Origin of the sequence: Faecalibacillus faecis (assembly GCF_003024675.1) — a bacterium.
GTDB classification, from domain to species: Bacteria; Bacillota_I; Bacilli_A; order Erysipelotrichales; family Coprobacillaceae; genus Faecalibacillus; species Faecalibacillus faecis.
In genome coordinates, this window is record NZ_PYLP01000002.1 from 22302 (window position 1) to 40272 (window position 17971).

At 30.0% G+C, this 17971-nt stretch carries 20 protein-coding genes and 2 other annotated features; all 20 genes read left to right on the forward strand.

Annotated features, from left to right (window positions below):
• Window positions 1-1380: an adenylosuccinate lyase gene (purB, locus tag C7U55_RS01970; RefSeq protein ID WP_106987111.1), complete on the forward strand. Its 1380-nt coding sequence runs from the start codon at window positions 1-3 to the stop codon at window positions 1378-1380.
• Window positions 1380-1637, forward strand: a complete 258-nt coding sequence (locus tag C7U55_RS01975) for a hypothetical protein (protein WP_106987112.1) — start codon at window positions 1380-1382, stop codon at window positions 1635-1637. Before purB ends, C7U55_RS01975 begins: the two co-directional genes overlap by 1 nt.
• Before the next feature lie 103 nt (window positions 1638-1740).
• Window positions 1741-1927: a binding site (T-box leader), on the forward strand.
• 33 nt (window positions 1928-1960) lie between these two features.
• The gene (hisS, locus tag C7U55_RS01980; RefSeq protein ID WP_106987113.1) at window positions 1961-3244 is read left to right on the forward strand and encodes a histidine--tRNA ligase; all 1284 of its coding nucleotides are present in this window, start codon (window positions 1961-1963) and stop codon (window positions 3242-3244) included.
• The gene (gene aspS, locus C7U55_RS01985; RefSeq protein ID WP_106987114.1) at window positions 3237-4988 is read left to right on the forward strand and encodes an aspartate--tRNA ligase; all 1752 of its coding nucleotides are present in this window, start codon (window positions 3237-3239) and stop codon (window positions 4986-4988) included. Before hisS ends, aspS begins: the two co-directional genes overlap by 8 nt.
• Window positions 4981-6048 carry a M24 family metallopeptidase gene (locus C7U55_RS01990; RefSeq protein ID WP_106987115.1) on the forward strand — a complete coding sequence of 356 codons (1068 nt, stop codon included), beginning with the start codon at window positions 4981-4983 and terminating at the stop codon, window positions 6046-6048. Before aspS ends, C7U55_RS01990 begins: the two co-directional genes overlap by 8 nt.
• 145 nt (window positions 6049-6193) lie before the next feature.
• Window positions 6194-6529 (forward strand): type II toxin-antitoxin system PemK/MazF family toxin, encoded by a 336-nt coding sequence (locus C7U55_RS01995; protein ID WP_146139603.1) that lies wholly within the window; start codon window positions 6194-6196, stop codon window positions 6527-6529.
• 107 nt (window positions 6530-6636) lie between these two features.
• Window positions 6637-7947 (forward strand): UDP-N-acetylmuramate--L-alanine ligase, encoded by a 1311-nt coding sequence (locus C7U55_RS02000; protein ID WP_106987116.1) that lies wholly within the window; start codon window positions 6637-6639, stop codon window positions 7945-7947.
• 47 nt (window positions 7948-7994) lie between these two features.
• Complete coding sequence (locus C7U55_RS02005; RefSeq protein ID WP_022001471.1) at window positions 7995-8282, forward strand: DUF948 domain-containing protein; 288 nt, start codon at window positions 7995-7997, stop codon at window positions 8280-8282.
• 14 nt (window positions 8283-8296) lie between these two features.
• Complete coding sequence (locus tag C7U55_RS02010) at window positions 8297-8773, forward strand: YtxH domain-containing protein (RefSeq protein ID WP_106987117.1); 477 nt, start codon at window positions 8297-8299, stop codon at window positions 8771-8773.
• Window positions 8773-9777 (forward strand): LacI family DNA-binding transcriptional regulator, encoded by a 1005-nt coding sequence (locus C7U55_RS02015; RefSeq protein WP_106987118.1) that lies wholly within the window; start codon window positions 8773-8775, stop codon window positions 9775-9777. The genes C7U55_RS02010 and C7U55_RS02015 overlap by 1 nt, the downstream gene beginning before the upstream one ends.
• Before the next feature lie 62 nt (window positions 9778-9839).
• Window positions 9840-10037: a binding site (T-box leader), on the forward strand.
• A gap of 31 nt (window positions 10038-10068) precedes the next feature.
• Complete coding sequence (tyrS, locus tag C7U55_RS02020; RefSeq protein ID WP_106987119.1) at window positions 10069-11301, forward strand: tyrosine--tRNA ligase; 1233 nt, start codon at window positions 10069-10071, stop codon at window positions 11299-11301.
• 62 nt (window positions 11302-11363) lie between these two features.
• Window positions 11364-12161 carry a YihY/virulence factor BrkB family protein gene (locus C7U55_RS02025; protein WP_106987120.1) on the forward strand — a complete coding sequence of 266 codons (798 nt, stop codon included), beginning with the start codon at window positions 11364-11366 and terminating at the stop codon, window positions 12159-12161.
• 12 nt (window positions 12162-12173) lie between these two features.
• The gene (locus tag C7U55_RS02030) at window positions 12174-12449 is read left to right on the forward strand and encodes a helix-turn-helix transcriptional regulator (RefSeq protein WP_162297390.1); all 276 of its coding nucleotides are present in this window, start codon (window positions 12174-12176) and stop codon (window positions 12447-12449) included.
• Window positions 12449-12706 (forward strand): DUF1294 domain-containing protein, encoded by a 258-nt coding sequence (locus tag C7U55_RS02035; RefSeq protein WP_227279175.1) that lies wholly within the window; start codon window positions 12449-12451, stop codon window positions 12704-12706. The genes C7U55_RS02030 and C7U55_RS02035 overlap by 1 nt, the downstream gene beginning before the upstream one ends.
• A 99-nt stretch (window positions 12707-12805) precedes the next feature.
• On the forward strand, window positions 12806-13663 hold the full coding sequence (locus C7U55_RS02040; RefSeq protein WP_106987122.1) for a YitT family protein: 858 nt from the start codon (window positions 12806-12808) through the stop codon (window positions 13661-13663).
• Window positions 13653-14186 carry a 2'-5' RNA ligase family protein gene (locus tag C7U55_RS02045; RefSeq protein WP_106987123.1) on the forward strand — a complete coding sequence of 178 codons (534 nt, stop codon included), beginning with the start codon at window positions 13653-13655 and terminating at the stop codon, window positions 14184-14186. Before C7U55_RS02040 ends, C7U55_RS02045 begins: the two co-directional genes overlap by 11 nt.
• 84 nt (window positions 14187-14270) lie before the next feature.
• Complete coding sequence (locus C7U55_RS02050; protein ID WP_106987124.1) at window positions 14271-15602, forward strand: MATE family efflux transporter; 1332 nt, start codon at window positions 14271-14273, stop codon at window positions 15600-15602.
• Between the two features lie 50 nt (window positions 15603-15652).
• Window positions 15653-16231, forward strand: a complete 579-nt coding sequence (locus C7U55_RS02055; RefSeq protein ID WP_106987125.1) for a TetR/AcrR family transcriptional regulator C-terminal domain-containing protein — start codon at window positions 15653-15655, stop codon at window positions 16229-16231.
• A gap of 91 nt (window positions 16232-16322) precedes the next feature.
• Window positions 16323-16898: a histidine phosphatase family protein gene (locus C7U55_RS02060; protein WP_106987126.1), complete on the forward strand. Its 576-nt coding sequence runs from the start codon at window positions 16323-16325 to the stop codon at window positions 16896-16898.
• Between the two features lie 8 nt (window positions 16899-16906).
• The gene (locus tag C7U55_RS02065; RefSeq protein ID WP_106987127.1) at window positions 16907-17896 is read left to right on the forward strand and encodes an aldo/keto reductase; all 990 of its coding nucleotides are present in this window, start codon (window positions 16907-16909) and stop codon (window positions 17894-17896) included.
• Window positions 17897-17971 lie beyond the last annotated feature (75 nt).

A 17971-nucleotide genomic window follows, 5' to 3' on the forward strand; every position in this document is an offset into this window, starting at 1 on the left:
ATGGATAAACAACAATTTGAATGTTTTACATTAAGTCCCTTAGATGGACGTTATGCAAGTATTAAAGATGCTTTAGGTGAATATTTTTCTGAATATGCTTTAGTAAAATATCGTGTTTTTGTTGAAATTCAATGGTTAAAATTTTTAATTGAAAATGTAGAAAGTGATGTTCTTTCTAAATTCAATAAAGATAATTTAGGACAAATTGAAGCTATTTCAAAAAATTTCAATTATGATTCTTTTAAAGCAATCAAAGATATTGAAGCTATTACAAGACATGATGTTAAAGCAGTAGAATATTTCATTGGAAATCAATTAAAAGATATGGGGTATGATTATTTAATCAGCTTTGTCCATATCGGATGTACTTCAGAAGATATTAATAATACATCTTATGCTTGTATGATCAAACATGGTTTAAATGATGTTTGGTTAAAGAAAGCAAAAGAATTTACTGCTGTTATTAATAAATGGGCAGTTGAACATAAAAATGATGCGATGTTAGCTCATACTCATGGTCAACCTGCCACACCAACAACAATTGGTAAAGAATTTAAAGTTTATGCTTATCGTTTTACTTCAAGCATTGAAAATATTGAAAATATTAAAATTAAAGCTAAGTTTAATGGGGCAACAGGTAACTATAGTGCTATTTTAACAGCATTCCCTCAATTAGATTGGCAAACTCTTAATAAAAAATTTGTAGAAGAATATTTAGGATTAACTTACAATCCTTTAACAACACAAATTGAAAGTCATGATTATACTTGTCATATTTTAGATGGTATTCGTCATTTCAATAACGTGTTAGTGGATTTTGATGTTGATATGTGGCTATACATTTCTATGGAATATTTCAAACAAATTCCTGTAAAAGGAGAAGTAGGAAGTAGTACAATGCCTCATAAAGTCAATCCAATTCGTTTTGAAAACTCAGAAGCAAATGTTGATATGTCTAATAATATTTGTGTTGGTTTATCAAACAAATTGCCTAGATCACGTATGCAAAGAGATTTATCAGATAGTTCAAGTCAAAGAAATATTGGTTTAGCTTTTGGATATTCTTTACAAGCAATTAGTGAAACAACAAATGGTTTAGCTAAATGTGTTGTTAATAAAGATAAACTTTCTGCTGACTTAAATGAAAAATGGGAAGTTCTTGCTGAGCCAATTCAAACAATGCTTAGAAAATATGGTATTTCTGATGCCTATGATCAATTAAAAGAACTTACAAGAGGTAAAAATATTTCACAAGAAGCTATCATGAAATTTGCGAAGGGATTAGATGTTTTATCGGATGAAGATCGTCAAACATTACTAGATATGACACCGGCAAGCTATATTGGATATGCTTCAGATTTATGTGATATTGATTTATAATGATCGATCGTCAAGCAATTTATATTTTATATAATGATCAAGTTGGTAAAAAGCTGGTAGAAAGGTTCTATCAGCTTCTTGTTGTTTATAGTCAAAATAAAAAAACAAAACCTGTTGAAAGTTGTCTTTTAAAGTTGAATGATATTGCTAGAAAGAAGAAAACACGTCTAGTTTATTATGATAATCATAGTTTAAAGGAAGATTTGTCACAATTCATTGTAGAAGAGTATCGTCTTTCAAAAATAAAACAAAAATAGACAAATTTGACACAAAAATGAGACATAAAAGTAAAAAAAGCGTGGTATACTAAAGATGCTAGAAATAGGAATTGATTTTTTAGTCATTATTTTATATAATCTTTGTAATCCATTGAGCAAGATTAAATAGTGGAAATAGTTAGAGAGAAGATGGCTGGTGAAAATCTTTGTATGGAAGCTATGGGACACTTGTGAGGAATTACTTGAAAAGAGTAATCGTTAATCGCGTTAAGATGAAAGTGCGTATGAAAATACGAATTAAGGTGGTACCGCGTTGAAACGTCCTTAGAGGGGCGTTTTTATATTTTTAAGGAGGAAAAATAATGGGATATAGTGCACCAAGAGGTACGGTAGATATTTTACCTGGACAAAGTGAAAAATGGATTAAATTAGAACAATTGTTAAGAACAATTGCTGCTAATTATAATGTTAAAGAAATGAGAACACCAATTTTTGAACATGCTGAATTATTTAACAGAGCTGTAGGGGATACAAGTGATGTCGTATCTAAAGAAATGTATACTTTCCAAGATAAAAAAGGAAGATATATTTCCCTCAGACCAGAAGGAACTTCAGGTATTGCAAGAGCTTATGTAGAAAATAAAATGTATGGTTTACCAGAAAAACTACAAAAAGTTTATTATATGGGACCAATGTTTAGATATGAAAGACCACAAAATGGTCGACAAAGACAATTCCACCAATTTGGTGTAGAAATGTTAGGTGTTGAATCACCTTATGTAGATGTTGAATGTATGCTTATGGCAGTGACAGTTGTTGAAGCATTAGGACTTCAAAATGTAACACTTCATATCAATTCTTTAGGAGATGATGCATCAAGAGATGCTTATCGTGAAGCTTTAAAAGATCATTTTAGGGATCATTTAGATGAATTATGTGGGGATTGTAAGGCACGTTTTGAAAAAAATCCGTTACGTATTTTAGATTGTAAAGTGGATGCGAAACATCCAGCTATGAAAACAGCACCAAAAACAATTGATTATTTAAGTGAAAGTGCTAAAAATCATTTTGATAAAGTATGTTCGTTATTAGATGATTTAGAAATTGATTATGTTATCGATACAAACTTAGTAAGAGGATTAGATTATTATTCTCACACTGTTTTTGAAATTATTTCTGATGATCCAAAATTAGGTGCGGGAGCTACTGTTGGTGGTGGCGGACGCTACAATGGTTTAATTGAAGAAATTGGTGGACCGGCAACACCAGGTGTTGGTTTTGCCTTTGGTATGGAAAGACTTCTTCTTGCTTTAGATAATGAAGAAGATGAAGACGAAGATGGTTTAGATTGTTATATTATGCCTTTAGGCGAAGAAGCAAAAGATCTTGCTATGCAAATTATTGCGATGTTAAGAGCAAATGGCTTTACATGTGAAATGGATCATGTATCTCGTGGCTTAAAAGGACAATTTAAATCAGCAGATCGTTTTAATGCACATTTCTCTATTATTTTAGGGGAAGAAGAAGTAAAAAATGAAGTGGTTAATATTAAATGTAATCATGATAAAGAACAAGTTGTAGTACCATTAGAAAATATTTTGGCACATATTGAAAATCATTTAAGTGGAGGACATGAACATGAATAGAACGCATAATAACGGAGAACTTCGTTTAGAAAATGTTGGACAAACAGTTGAACTAAAAGGATGGGTTGCTAAAAAGAGAAATTTAGGAGCTCTTGTATTTATTGATTTAAGAGACCGTTATGGAATTACACAAATTATTATCAATGAAGAAATGGAAAACATTTCAAAAGATATTAAAAATGAATATATTTTATATGTTAAAGGAACTGTTGTAGAACGTTCTAGCAAAAATCCAAATATGCCTACAGGGGATATTGAAGTCGATGCATCAGAAATCAAAATCATCAATACAGCCAATACGACACCAATTATTGTTGCAGATGATACAGATGCTTTAGAAGAAACAAGAATGCAATATCGTTATCTTGATTTAAGAAGACCTGTTATGCAAAATAAAATTCTAACAAGACATAAAATTACAAGAAGTATTAGAGAATACTTAGATACTCATGATTTTGTAGATATTGAAACACCTTATTTAAATCGATCAACTCCTGAAGGAGCAAGAGATTTCTTAGTACCTTCACGTGTACATCATGGTGATTTCTATGCCTTACCACAATCACCTCAATTATTTAAACAATTATTGATGGTTGCTGGTTTTGAAAAATATTACCAAATTGCTCGTTGTTTTAGAGATGAAGATTTAAGAGCAGATCGTCAACCAGAATTTACTCAAGTTGATGTTGAAATGTCATTTATGACAACAGATGAAATCATCGAAGTTGGTGAAAATATGGTGGCTAAAGTCATTAAAGATGTAAAAGGTGTTGATGTTAAGTTACCACTACCACGTATGACGTGGCATAAAGCTATGGAAACATATGGTATTGATAAACCAGATATCCGTTTTGATATGAAACTTGTTAACTTAAATGAAGTTGTTAAAGATGTTGATTTTATGGTATTTAAATCAGCTTTAGAAAATAATGGATATGTTAAAGGTATTAATGTTAAAAATCATGCAAGTGATTATTCAAGAAAGAAAATTGATCAATTAACAGAACTTGCAAAAACATATAAAGCAAAAGGTCTTGCTTGGTTAAAAGTTAATAATGGTGTTGGTGAAGGGCCAATTGCTAAATTCTTTAGTGAAGAACAAATGCAAAGATTAATTGAATCAATGAACGGAGAAGATAACGATTTATTATTATTTGTATCGGATACCAAATATATGGTTGTTTGTGATGCACTTGCCGCTTTACGTAATCATTTAGGAAAAGAATTAAAGTTATATGATCCAAAAGAACTAGGATTATTATGGGTTGTTGATTTCCCAATGTTTGAATATGATGATGAAACTCAAAGATATTATGCAATGCACCACCCATTTACTAGACCTAAAGAATCTGATTTAGATAAAATTGATACAGATCCAGCAAATTGTCTTGCTGATGCTTATGATATTGTCTTAAACGGCTTCGAACTTGGTGGAGGTTCTCAACGTATTTACGAACAAAATTTACAACAAAGAGCTTTTAAAGCTTTAAGCTTAACAGATGAACAAGTAAGAAATAAATTTGGTTGGTTTGTTGATGCTTTAAAATATGGGACACCACCACATGGAGGGTTTGCTTTAGGATTAGATCGTCTTGCAATGTTACTTACTGAAAGTGATTCTATTAGAGATGTTATTGCTTTCCCTAAAAATGCCAGTGCAACATGTCCAATGTCTAAAGCACCAAATAGTGTAGAAGAAGATCAATTAAAAGAATTGGGTATTGGAGTTTTAAAAGATGAATAATGATCGTATACAAGAAATACTTGATTTAATGGAAGAAGCAAGATTAGATTACTTTTTAATAAGTGATCCTCAATCTATTGCTTATTGTACAGGATATTATAATGATCCTCATGAAAGAATGTTTGTATTCATGGTTTCAAAACATGGGAATCATACATTATTTATGAATGATTTATTCTATTTGGAACATGATTTAGGTGTCAACATCGTTTGGCATAAAGATGGACAAGATGCTATTCAAACAATTGTTAATGAAATGCATTTTCCAGGAAGAATCGGAATTGATAAAAACTGGGCTTCACACTTTTTACTAGATCTTATGAAAAAATTACCAAATGCAAAATATATCAACGCGTCACCATGTGTTGATCTTGTACGTATGAAAAAAGATTTACAAGAACAAGTTTTAATGATTGAATCAAGTAAAATCAATGATGCTGTCATGGAAGAAATTATTCCTTTCATTCAAGAAGGTGTCAGTGAAAAACAACTTGCTAAAAAATTAGATGAATTATTTTTTAATCATCATTCTACTTGTTATGGAGCAATTGTTGCTTTTGGTAAAAATGCCGCTGATCCTCATCATGAAAACGATGATACTCTTTTAAGAAAAGGAAATTGTGTTTTGATTGACATGGGATGTGTTTATAAAGGCTATTGTTCTGATATGACACGAACATTTTTCTATGGTGGAATTCGTGAAGATGAAATGAAAGTTTATGAAACTGTAAAAAAAGCCAATGAAGCTGCAGAAGCAATGATTAAACCAGGTGTAAAATTATCAGATATTGATAAATGTGCTAGAAAAGTCATTAGTGATGAAAGCTATGGACAATATTTTACTCATCGTTTAGGTCATTTTATTGGACGTGATGTACATGAATATGGTGATGTTTCTTCAGTAAATGATATGGAAGTTGAAGAAGGTATGATTTTTTCAATTGAACCAGGTGTTTATTTAGAAGGTGATTTTGGTGTACGTGTTGAAGATTTAGTAATGGTGACTCAAGATGGCTGCCAGGTATTAAATTCTTTTACAAAAGATATATATATTATTTAAACGAGCGAAAGCTCGTTTTTTGGTATAATTAAAAAAATGTTGTTTAAACTTATAAAGAAAAAAGAATGTTTTGGACACTTTAAACTGACAAATTTAGTCAAGACAAAATTATATAATAAAAATACATTAAGAAAGGATGAACGATATGGAAGTAAAAAGAGGAGACTTATTTTATGCTGATTTAAGTGTAGGTGTAGGAAGTGAACAATCTGGAATACGTCCTGTTGTTGTGATTCAAAATGATAGTGGAAATCGTTTTAGTACAACAATTATTATTTCACCTTTAACATCATCAAGAAAGAAAAATATTCCAACGCATACATTTATTAAATCACGTGATGATTTAAAAGAAAATTCAATTGCTTTATTAGAACAAATGAGGACAATTGACAAATCTAGACTTATTAGAAAAATAGGGGAATTGACCCCTTTAGAAATGGAACGCATTAATAAATGCATTCGTATTAGTCTAGGTGTTTAGATTACATAAACCTTTCAAACGAGCAAAGCTCGTTTTTTTTAAAAAATATTCTCTTAACAAAGAAAAAGAAATCAATTTGTGATAGAATAGTTACCGAGGTGACAATTATGTATTATTTTATAGGAATTAAAGGGTCAGGAATGGCTCCACTAGCAACAATTTTATATGAATTAGGGAACGAAGTTGCTGGAAGTGATATTGATAAATATATATTTATTGAAGATGAATTGAGAAAAAGAAATATTCCAATCTACTCATTCAATAAAGATAATATAAAGGATGGTTATCATGTAATTATTGGTAATGCTTTTGATGAATCTAATGAAGAAGTTAAAGCGGCTTTAGAAAATCCAAATGTTAAATGTACAAGATATTATGATTTCTTAGCTGACTTTATGGAACATTATGTTTCTATTGCTGTTGCAGGAACACATGGAAAAACAACAACAACAGGTATGGCTTATCATTTATTTGAAGATTTTGATAAAACATCGGTTTTAATTGGTGATGGTACAGGACATGGACAAGTTGGAAGTAAATATTTTATTTCGGAAACATGTGAGTTCCAAGACCATTTCTTACATTATCATCCAGATTATGCTATTATTAATAACATCGAATTAGATCATGTTGATTATTTTGGTAATCTAGAAAGATATATTCAATCATTCGAACAATTTGCAAAACAAGTTAAGAAAACTGTTATTGTTTGGGGTGATGACCCAAATATCAAAAAAATACATTTTGAAAAGCGTGTTTTAAGATTTGGTTTAGGTGAAAACAATGATGTTCGTGCGGTCAATGTTTTAGAAACACCACAAGGTTTATCTTTTGATGTTTATATTCATCAAGAATTATTTGGACATTTTAACATACCATTATTTGGAATGCATATGTTATATAACTCACTTGCAATCATTACTCTTGGTTATTTAGAAGATATGTCCTATGAATATATTTTAAGTAAACTTCAAACATTCAAGGGGACAAAACGTCGTTATACTGTAAAAACTCAAGGAAACAATGTTTTTGTTGACGATTATGCACATCATCCAACTGCAATCAAATATGTTATTGAAGCAACAAGAGTAAGATATCCTGGTAAGAAAATTGTCGCAATTTTCCAACCAGACCGTTTTTCAAGGGGAGCACGTTTTGCTAAAGAATTTGCTCAAGAAATGGATAAAGCAGATTATCCATATTTCTGTCCATTCCCAGAAAATGCAAAACATGAAGATGGTATTGATATTGATATCTATGATATTTCAAAAAATAGTGCACGTGCTAAAGTCATTACTGAAGACGAAGCAGGTGTTAAAGAATTAATGCAATATGATAACTGTGTGTTCTTATTTATGAGTAGTAAAGATATTTATAAATTTGAAGAAATGTTGATTGAAGCCAAAAAATCTATATAAAAAGAGTAAATTGTGGTACAATTATTGAAGAAAGTAGAGGGATGTTTATGACAACAATGGACATTTGTTACTGTGTTTTAATTTTAGCAGGTGCATTTTGTTTAGTTGCCTTAGGAGTATTGTTTATTCGTACATCAACGGCAATTAAACAAACAGGGGATACTGTTGAAATGGCACAAGATACATTGAAAAGAGTTGACAAAGTCTTAGATGATGTTAATTACAAATTAGACTTATTAAATGCGCCTGTAGAAACAGTTGCAAAGTTCTTTGATCCTCAAAGACCAAAGTTTAATCCATTGAAAATGATGATGAGCTTTATTAAGAAAAAATAGAAAGGTGAGATAATATGAAATTAGGAAGATTTTTAACAACTTTAGGAATTGGTGCTCTTGCAGGGATGTTACTAGCACCAAAAAAAGGGAGTGAATTAAGAGAAGAACTTAAAGATAAGGGAAAAGAAACTCTTGACAGTGCTAAAGAAATGACGGTGGAAGACTATCAAAAATTAATTAGTGAAACAATTGATAGTATCAAAAAAACAGTTGATGAATTTGATGTTGATGAATTCAAGGAAAGTTCTTTAGAAAAAATAAATGAATTAAAAGATAAATTTGATGATGTTGTAACTAAATTACAAGACAGCGACCAATATTCTAAGTTAAAAGATCAAGTTGATAATGTAATTGTCCAAGTAAATGATAAAATTAAAGATGTTAAAGAAAAAGTGAGCGAACAAGAATTTGATGATTTTTCTGATTTAGAAGACGAAATTAATGACATTGAAGATGATTTAAATGTCATTATTGATGATTTAAAAGACTAATGAAAAAAGCTACGATTTATGATGTTGCAAGAGAAGCTGGTGTTTCTCTTGCAACTGTATCTCGTGTTATTAATGGATCATCAGTTGTTCGTGAAAAAACTAAAGAAAAGGTTATGAAGGTCATTGATGAACTAAACTTCAAACCAAATCAAATTGCTCGTGGTCTTGCAACAAATAAAACAACAACAATTGCTGTTATCTTCCCACAATCATTATTTGCTCATGTAAAAGATATGATTGGTGGCATCGGTGATGCTGGTAGAACATTAGATTACAATATTACGATTTATACAACAGATGATATTGGAAATGGACCAATGGATGATGTTATGGAAAAAGTTATTCGTACAAGAGCAGATGGTGTCATTTTATTTAACAATGATAAAATTACTCAACAAATTGAACTTGTTAAAAAACATAGTATTCCTGCTGTTGTTATTGGAATGCAAGTAAGCGATGATTCCCTCGGATCTGTTTATGTCGATGCTCAAAAGATTACATACGATATCGTTAATAACTATTTAGAAAAAGGTAAGAACGATATTATTTTCGTCAGTCCTCAACAAAATCTTATTCGTACAGTTGATTTAATTGAAGGAATGAAAAAAGCTTATCAAGATCATCAACTCCCTTTTGATGAAGCAACACAAGTTATTGATACGTCAACTCACTATGAAGAAAGCTATACTCAATTTGTAGAACATTTTAGAAATCATAAACATGATTTAGTTTTCGCAAGTTATGATAAAGAAGGAGTAGCTGTTGTTAATGCGGCTATCGATAATAACATAAGTGTTCCTGATGATATGGAAGTTATGGCTATGATGGATACAAGCTATTCTCTCATTTGTAGACCATCATTATCAACAATTCATCTTCCAATTTATGATATGGGTGCTCTGGCTGTACGTTTGCTTACTAAGATTTTAAATCAAGAAGAATTAGAAACAAAAGAAGTATGTGTAGGGTATACAAATATTTATCGTAAATCAACTATTCAATAAACCACAAAAGTGGTTTATTTTTATATTAGCTTGACTTTAAATATGAAATTTAATATGATGTACTTACAGCAATGAAGGAGACAAGTAGTATTATTGGATTGTTATAGAGAGCTTGTGGTTGGTGGAAACAAGCCAAGAGATAATATGAATACACTCTGGAGCTTCTAAGTGCAAAGCTTAGACGGTGAAAGCCGTTATCTACTTGAGTGTATGTCTTTGACATGAATTTAGGATGGTACCGCGATCAACTCGTTCCTATGGGAATGAGTTTTTTATTTTAAGGAGGAAATTATGAAGATTTATGATGAATTAGTTTGGAGAGGATTAATTAAAGATGTTAGTTCTCCAGAAATTGAAGAAAAATTAAATAACGGGGGATTAACTTTCTATATTGGAACAGATCCAACAGGAGATAGTTTACACATTGGACACTTTTCATCATTTTTAATTAGTAAAAGATTAAAAGATGCTGGACATAATCCAATTCTATTAGTTGGAGGTGCAACAGGATTAATTGGTGATCCTAAACCTGATACAGAAAGACCAATGATTACAAAAGAACAAGTTCAACATAACTTTGATTGTTTAAAAGCACAAGCTCAAAAGATTTTTGGTTTTGAAGTGGTAAATAACTATGATTGGTCAAAAGATTTGAACTTTATTGACTTTTTAAGAGATTATGGTAAATATTTTAATGTTAATTACATGCTAAATAAAGATATTGTAAAAAGAAGATTAGATTTAGGAATTACTTATACTGAATTCTCTTATATGATCATGCAAGCAATGGATTTCTATTGGTTACATGAAAATAAAAATTGTCAATTACAAGTTGCTGGACAAGATCAATGGGGAAATATTACTGCTGGTATTGAACTAATTAGAAAGAAAACTGGGAAAGAAGCCTATGGATTTACAATGCCACTTTTAACTAAAAGTGATGGAACAAAATTTGGTAAGACAAACGGAAAAGCAATTTGGTTAGATCGAGAAAAAACTTCACCATATGAAATGTATCAATTTTTTATTAATTCCGAAGATGATAAAGTTATTGATTACTTAAAATTCTTAACTTTCTTAACACCAGAAGAAATTATGGAATTAGAAGAAAAAAATAAAACACAACCTCATTTAAGAGAAGCTCATAAAGCTTTAGCTAAAGAAGTAATTACATTCTTACATGGTAAAGAAGCTTATGAAGAAGCGGTGCAAGTTTCACAAACATTATTCTCTGGTCAAATTCAAAACTTAACATTAGAACAAGTTGATGTTGCTTTTGAAGGTGTACCAACAGTTGAAATAGAAGAAAATGAAATGAATATTTTGGACGCTTTAATTTTAGTGGGAGCCGCTAAAAGTAAAAGAGAAGCTAGAGAATTTGTCAATGGGGGATCTGTTTTAATTAATGGTGAACGTATTAAAGATTTAGAGTTTACCGTTAAAAAAGAAGATGCTTTTGGACAAAGCAAAACAGTCATTCGTCGAGGAAAGAAAAATTATTTTGTATTAAAATATAATGGGTAAAAGCTCTTAGGAGCTTTTTTTCATAAAGAATTTGGTATACTATCAAATAAGGAGGGACGGTTATGGAAAAAATAAGAAATTTTTTTAATTTTATATATAGATATTATTTAGATTATCGCTATAAAGTACCACCGGCATCTGCTTTATCTTTTGCTTATTATATGATACTTTCAATCATCCCTATATGTACATTATTAGCTTTTTTTACACCGTTTTTTCCTTTGGATATTAAAACCGCACAAGAAATTCTATCTTATTATTTAAGACCGGATGTTACAAAAATGGTGATTCAACTGATTGAACCACGTTCTTTATCAATTACGACGTTAACAACTTTGATAGCCTCTTTATTTGTTGTCAGTAGAGGTTTCTATCAATTACATCGTATTTCTAAAAATATGTTTCCTAATGATAAAGAATATCCGTTTTTCATTGATCAAGGAATTACTTTTTTAAAAACAATTTTAATTTTTATTTTAATATTAGCAGTGATTTCCTTATTGATTATCTTTCCTTTTTTTAAGATTATTTTTATTGATCAACATAATTTTATAACAAGAGTACTTTTTCTGTTTATTATTATTTTTGTTATCTTATTTTTATTATATAAAATCATTCCTGATCAAAATGTTGATTTCTTAGATACAATTACAGGGACAGTTGTTGCAACATTATTGATTGAAGTGATCATCGGTATTTTATCTATATACTTTTCTATTGTTGATTATAGCAATGTTTATGGGCCATTAGCGGCGTTGGTTATGTTGATGTTTTCGATTGCTGTATGTTCAGAAGCTATTTATTTTGGCATGTACGTTATTTTTGAATGTCATATTCGAAGATTAATAAAAAAATTATAAAGGAGAGAAATGATGTATCCTTATATCAATTTAGAAAAAACAGGCAAACAAATACAAAAATACATGGATGAAAATGGTTATCGTGTTCAAGATGTTCAGGATTATTTAGGGCTCTCTTGTAAACAAAGTATTTATAAGTGGTTAAAAGGCAAATCGTTACCTAATTTAGAACACTTATGTGCTTTAAGTTATTTGTTTCATTGCACATTAGATGATTTAGTTGTTACACAAATGAATTATTATGTGATTAAAGAAACAATATGTCAGTATACATTAGGAGATTGTTGATGATTTATTTAGTAATGATAAATGTATTAAGCTTTTTTATAATGGGACTTGATAAAGTAAAAGCTAAAAAACAAAGATATCGTATTTCTGAAAATACTTTACTTTTTATTGCTTTGATAGGTGGAAGTTTAGGAAGTTATTTAGCCATGTATTGTTTTCATCATAAAACGAAACATATTAAATTTTATATGGGTATTCCATTGATTTTATTTATACAAATCTTGATATATTGTTTTTATTTTTATACAAAATTCTAGACAAGAATTTTGTATATGCTATAATACAAACGTATTAAGCGAAAGCTTTGATCCACATTGTTAGGGAAAAAACAGTGTGGTTTTTTTATGGAGGAATTTATGAAAGCAAATAAAAAAGATATTATCAGTATATTACTTGGAAATACGTTACTTGCACTTGCAGTCATTTTATTTATTGTTCCAGGAAATTTATTAAGTGGAGGTACAACAGGTATTTCTTTATTTTTAAATCATTATTTTCATTTACCTATTTCAATATTTACTTTTATTTTTAATTTTATTGTTTTTATTATTGGTGCACTTATTTTAGGAAAGAAATTTGCTTTACAAACACTTATTTCAACTTTCTATTATCCATTTATTTTAGGCGTGTTTGAATTTTCTTTTCAAGGTTTTTGTTTAACCGATGATATTTTAATTAACACACTTTTTGCAGGTGTGTTAGTAGGTGTTGCTATTGCTATTGTTATTAAAGCAGGTGCTTCAACAGGAGGTATGGATATACCACCCCTTATTTTAAATAAATTATTTAAAATTCCTGTTTCTATTTCAATGTATGTTTTTGATACACTAATTGTATTAGCACAATTTGGTTTTTCCGATATCAGACAATGTCTTTATGGGATTGTATTAATTTTTATTTATACTATGGTTATTGATAAGATTTTAGTAATGGGTGCTCAAAAAATCGAAGTTAAAATTATTTCTTCGAAATATGAAGAAATTAGAAAGGCTATTTTAACGAACGTTGATCGTGGAGTAACAATGCTTCATGGACAAACAGGCTATTTATTAGAAAATACAGAAGTTTTAATTAATGTTATTTCGACAAGAGAACTTGTTCAAGTTGAAAGACTTGTAAAATCCATTGATGAAGATGCGTTTATGATTATTTCAAATGTTCATGAAGTTCAAGGAAGAGGATTTAACTTAGAAAAGGAATATATTGAAAAATAAAATGTATCATTTAGCTTTGTATTTTGATGAAAAAACAAATCAAAAATTATCTTTTCTAAGTGAACAAATAAAAGATAAACTTCATCAAAATTATTTAGAAGAACATCATATTCCTTTTCATCTAACAATTGCGACTTATAAAGAAATAGCAGAAAAGAAATTCATCGAACAGGCAAATCAGCTTTTTACAAAAGAAACGAATCAAGAACTTTATTTTGTTTCGATAGGGTGTTTTCAAAAATCAACGCTCTATTTATTACCTGTTTATAATGAGTTTTTAAATCAGTTGATTTTAAAAGTACATCATATTTTTGATGAATATGTTTCCATTTCACAAAAGAATCGCTATTTACCGTATCACTTTGTACCCCATGTTTCTATAAGCAGAAAGTTAAATGAACAACAAACTAATCAAGCATTTAAAATATTAAATCATTATTTTGAACCTTTTTATGGAAAGGTTACCAAGATTGCCGTAGTAAAGACAAATCCGTATCAGGAAATAAAGATATGGAATTTATAATGCTTATCAAGCATGATATAAACTATAAAAGAAGCATTTCACAATTGAGGCTTCTTTTTTTATAATGAAGGCAAGAGGGGAGAAATGAAAATGTTTTCAAATAAAGAATTAAGAAGCATGATCATTACTTTATTTTTTGAACAATTGCTGGTTATGCTTGTTGGTATTGTTGATACTTTTGTTGTAAGTAGCTGTGGGGAAGCAGCAGTTTCAGGAGTATCACTTGTCAATCAATTTAATACAATTTTTATCTATCTATTTACAGCACTTGCTTCAGGAGGGGCCATTGTTGTTAGTCAATATATTGGTAATAAAGATAAAGAAAGAACGATTTTATCATCAAGTCAATTGTTGATGTTTTCTATTGTTTTTTCAATTATTTTATCTATTTTAGTTTTGATTTTTAATAAACAACTTTTAGGATTACTATTTGGTAAAGTTGAATCAGATGTTATGGAGGCGTGTGTGACATATTTACGTATTTCAGCATATTCTTATCCAGCACTTGCTATTTATAATGCAGGTGCGGCTTTATATCGTTCAATGGCTAAAACCAAAGTAACAATGTATATTTCATTTGTTGCAAATATTATCAACGTTGTAGGAAATATCATTGGTGTTTATGTTTTAAAAGCGGGGGTTGCAGGTGTTGCCTATCCATCACTTATCTCTCGTGTTTTTTCAGCAATCTTTATTACTGTTTTATGTTTCAATAAAAAATGGGAAGCTTACTATGATTCAAAAGATATTTTTAAATTTGATAGAAAGATGCTCAAACGTATTTTAAATATAGCAATTCCTAATGGGATCGAAAATGGAATTTTCCAACTTGTAAAAGTGGCTTTAAGCTCAATTGTAGCGATGTTTGGAACCTATCAAATTGCAGCCAATGGGGTTGCACAAAGTATTTGGTCATTAGCTGCACTTGTTGGTTCAGCAATGGGGCCTGTCTTTATTACTGTTATTGGACAATGTATGGGAGCAAAGGATGTTGATCAAGCAAAATTCTATTTTTCTAAACTTATTAAATGGTCGCTTGTTTTTTCAATTGTATGGAATGTGCTTGTTTTAGCAATTACGCCATTTATCCTACAATTCTATAATCTTACATATGAAACAAAACATTTGATTTTTATTCTTGTTATTATTCATAATATTGCTAATACGGTGGTTTTCCCACTTTCTGGACCTTTATCTCAGGGATTAAGGGCAACAGGGGATGTCAAATTTACAATGATTGTTTCTATTGCTTCAACAGTGGGCGGAAGACTTGTCTTATCTATTATTCTTGCTTTAAAACTTAATTTAGGAGTTATAGGTATTGCCCTTGCAATGTGTGGCGATTGGACAATTCGTGCGATTATTTTCTATTATCGTTATAAATCAAACGCTTGGACAAAATTTGAAGTTATTTAAAAATGAACTTTTATGATACAATGTTTTTAAACTAAGAAAGGAGTATTTTTATGGCAATTGATATTAAAGAAATACTTGCAAATGGTTTGTTAGATTTATGCCACAAAAAAGACTTATCTCAAATAACAGTTAAAGATCTCCTAGAAACAACTGGAGTCAGTAGACAAACATTTTATAATCATTTCTTGGATAAAAATGATTTAATTCAATATATTTATAATCATAAAATTATTGATCATTTTAATGGACAAAATCCAAATTTTAATTTTTATGAATCACTTATAGACTCTTTTAAACATATGAAACAATATCAAACCTTTTTAAAACAAGCATGTTTAATGGAAGGTCAAAATTGTTTAAAAGAATATATTTCGAAACATTGTGAGGACTTTGATTTAAAGTGGCATCAACAACTTTATGGTGAAAAGCCAATGCCTGATGCATTAAAGTTTGCTACCATTTATCATGCTAATGCCTCAAGTGCGATGACTCTATCATGGATTCTATCAGATATGAAAGTTCCTGTGGAAGAAATGGCAAAAATGATTACCCAAATGCGCGGACTAGGAATGGATGATTTGTTTCAGGGAAGCGATTGTACAACAAACCCATATAAAATTGACAAATAATCTTTTTTGTCAATTTGTTGACAGAGTAATTTAATTATAAATTACTCTTTTTTATAAGCATGCTACAATAAGAGTGAAAGAAGAGGAATGTATGAAAAAGACACTTTATTTAATGAGACATGGACAAACATTATTTAATTTACAACATAAGATTCAAGGGTGGTGTGATTCACCACTTACAGAATTAGGAATCAAACAAGCAAAAGTTGCGGAAAAATGGTTTAAAGATCATGATATTACTTTTGATCATGCCTATTCTAGTACGAGTGAAAGATGTTGTGATACATTAGAACTTGTAACAGATATGCCTTATGTTCGCACCAAAGGTTTAAAAGAAAACTATTATGGAGAGTTAGAAGGAGAAAGTGAAAGATTAAATTCTCATTTAACACCAAAAGATTGTGAAACATTCTACTTACAATATAAAGGAGAATCATCTAATACGACAAGAGATCGTATGGTAAAAACTCTAACAGACATTATGAGTAAAGAAGACCATCATAGTGTTTTAGCAGTGAGTCATGGCGGGGCTTGTTTTAACTTTTTAAGAGCTTTCCAAGATCCAATGGAAGAATTAAAAAAAGGATTTGGAAATTGTTGTATTTTTATTTATGAATTTGATAATGGAACATTTACATTAAAAGATGTAATTAGACATCAAATCTAGGAGGCAATATGGAATACGTTAATTTAGGTAAGACAGATATTAAAGTTGCAAAAGTATGCTTAGGATGTATGGGCTTTGGTGATCCACAAGCAGGAATGCATTCTTGGACACTTTCTTATGAAGAATCTAAAAAAATCATTAAACATGCCCTTGACCAAGGAATTAACTTCTTTGATACTGCTATGGGCTATCAAGGTGGAACATCAGAAGAATATTTAGGACGTGCTATCAAAGAATTTTCGAAAAGAGAAGATGTTGTTATTGCGACTAAATTTATGCCACGTAGCCAAGAACAAATCAATCAAGGTATTAGTGCTCGAGAACATATTGAAACATGTATAAATGATAGTTTAAAAAGATTACAAATGAATTATGTAGATCTTTATATTCTTCATCGTTGGGACAATGTAACACCCATTGAAGAAACAATGGAAATCTTAAATGATCTTGTTAAATCAAAAAAAGTAAGAGCGATTGGCGTTTCCAACTGTTTTGCATGGCAAATTGCGCGGGCTAATGAGATTGCTAAAAATAATGGATGGGCAACTTTTCAAACAATTCAAGGACATTACAATCTGATTTTTAGAGAAGAAGAAAGAGAAATGAAACCTTATTGTGATTTAATGGGTGTTTCCATGACACCTTATAGTTCACTTGCTTCAGGAAGACTTTCAAGACATCCAGGGGAAACATCTAAAAGATTAAAAGAAGATGCGTATGCAAAAGGCAAATATGATGAAAGCGAAAAAGAAGATCTTGTCATTATTCAAAGAGTTGAAGATCTTGCTCAAAAAAGAAATTGTTCAATGTCAGAAATTTCTTTAGCTTGGTTACTGTCCAAAGTAGCTTCACCGGTTGTTGGTGCGACAAAACTCAGTCATATTGATACAGCTTGTAAGGCGTGTGATTTAAAATTAACAAATGAAGAAATGAAATATTTGGAAGAATGTTATAAACCCCACCCATTAGTTGGTGTTATGAAAGAAAATAATCAATAAAAACAAGAAAGATTCTTTTCTTGTTTTTTATTTTTTGTTATATTATAGAAAGACAAAAAGAAAGAGAGAAAAGAG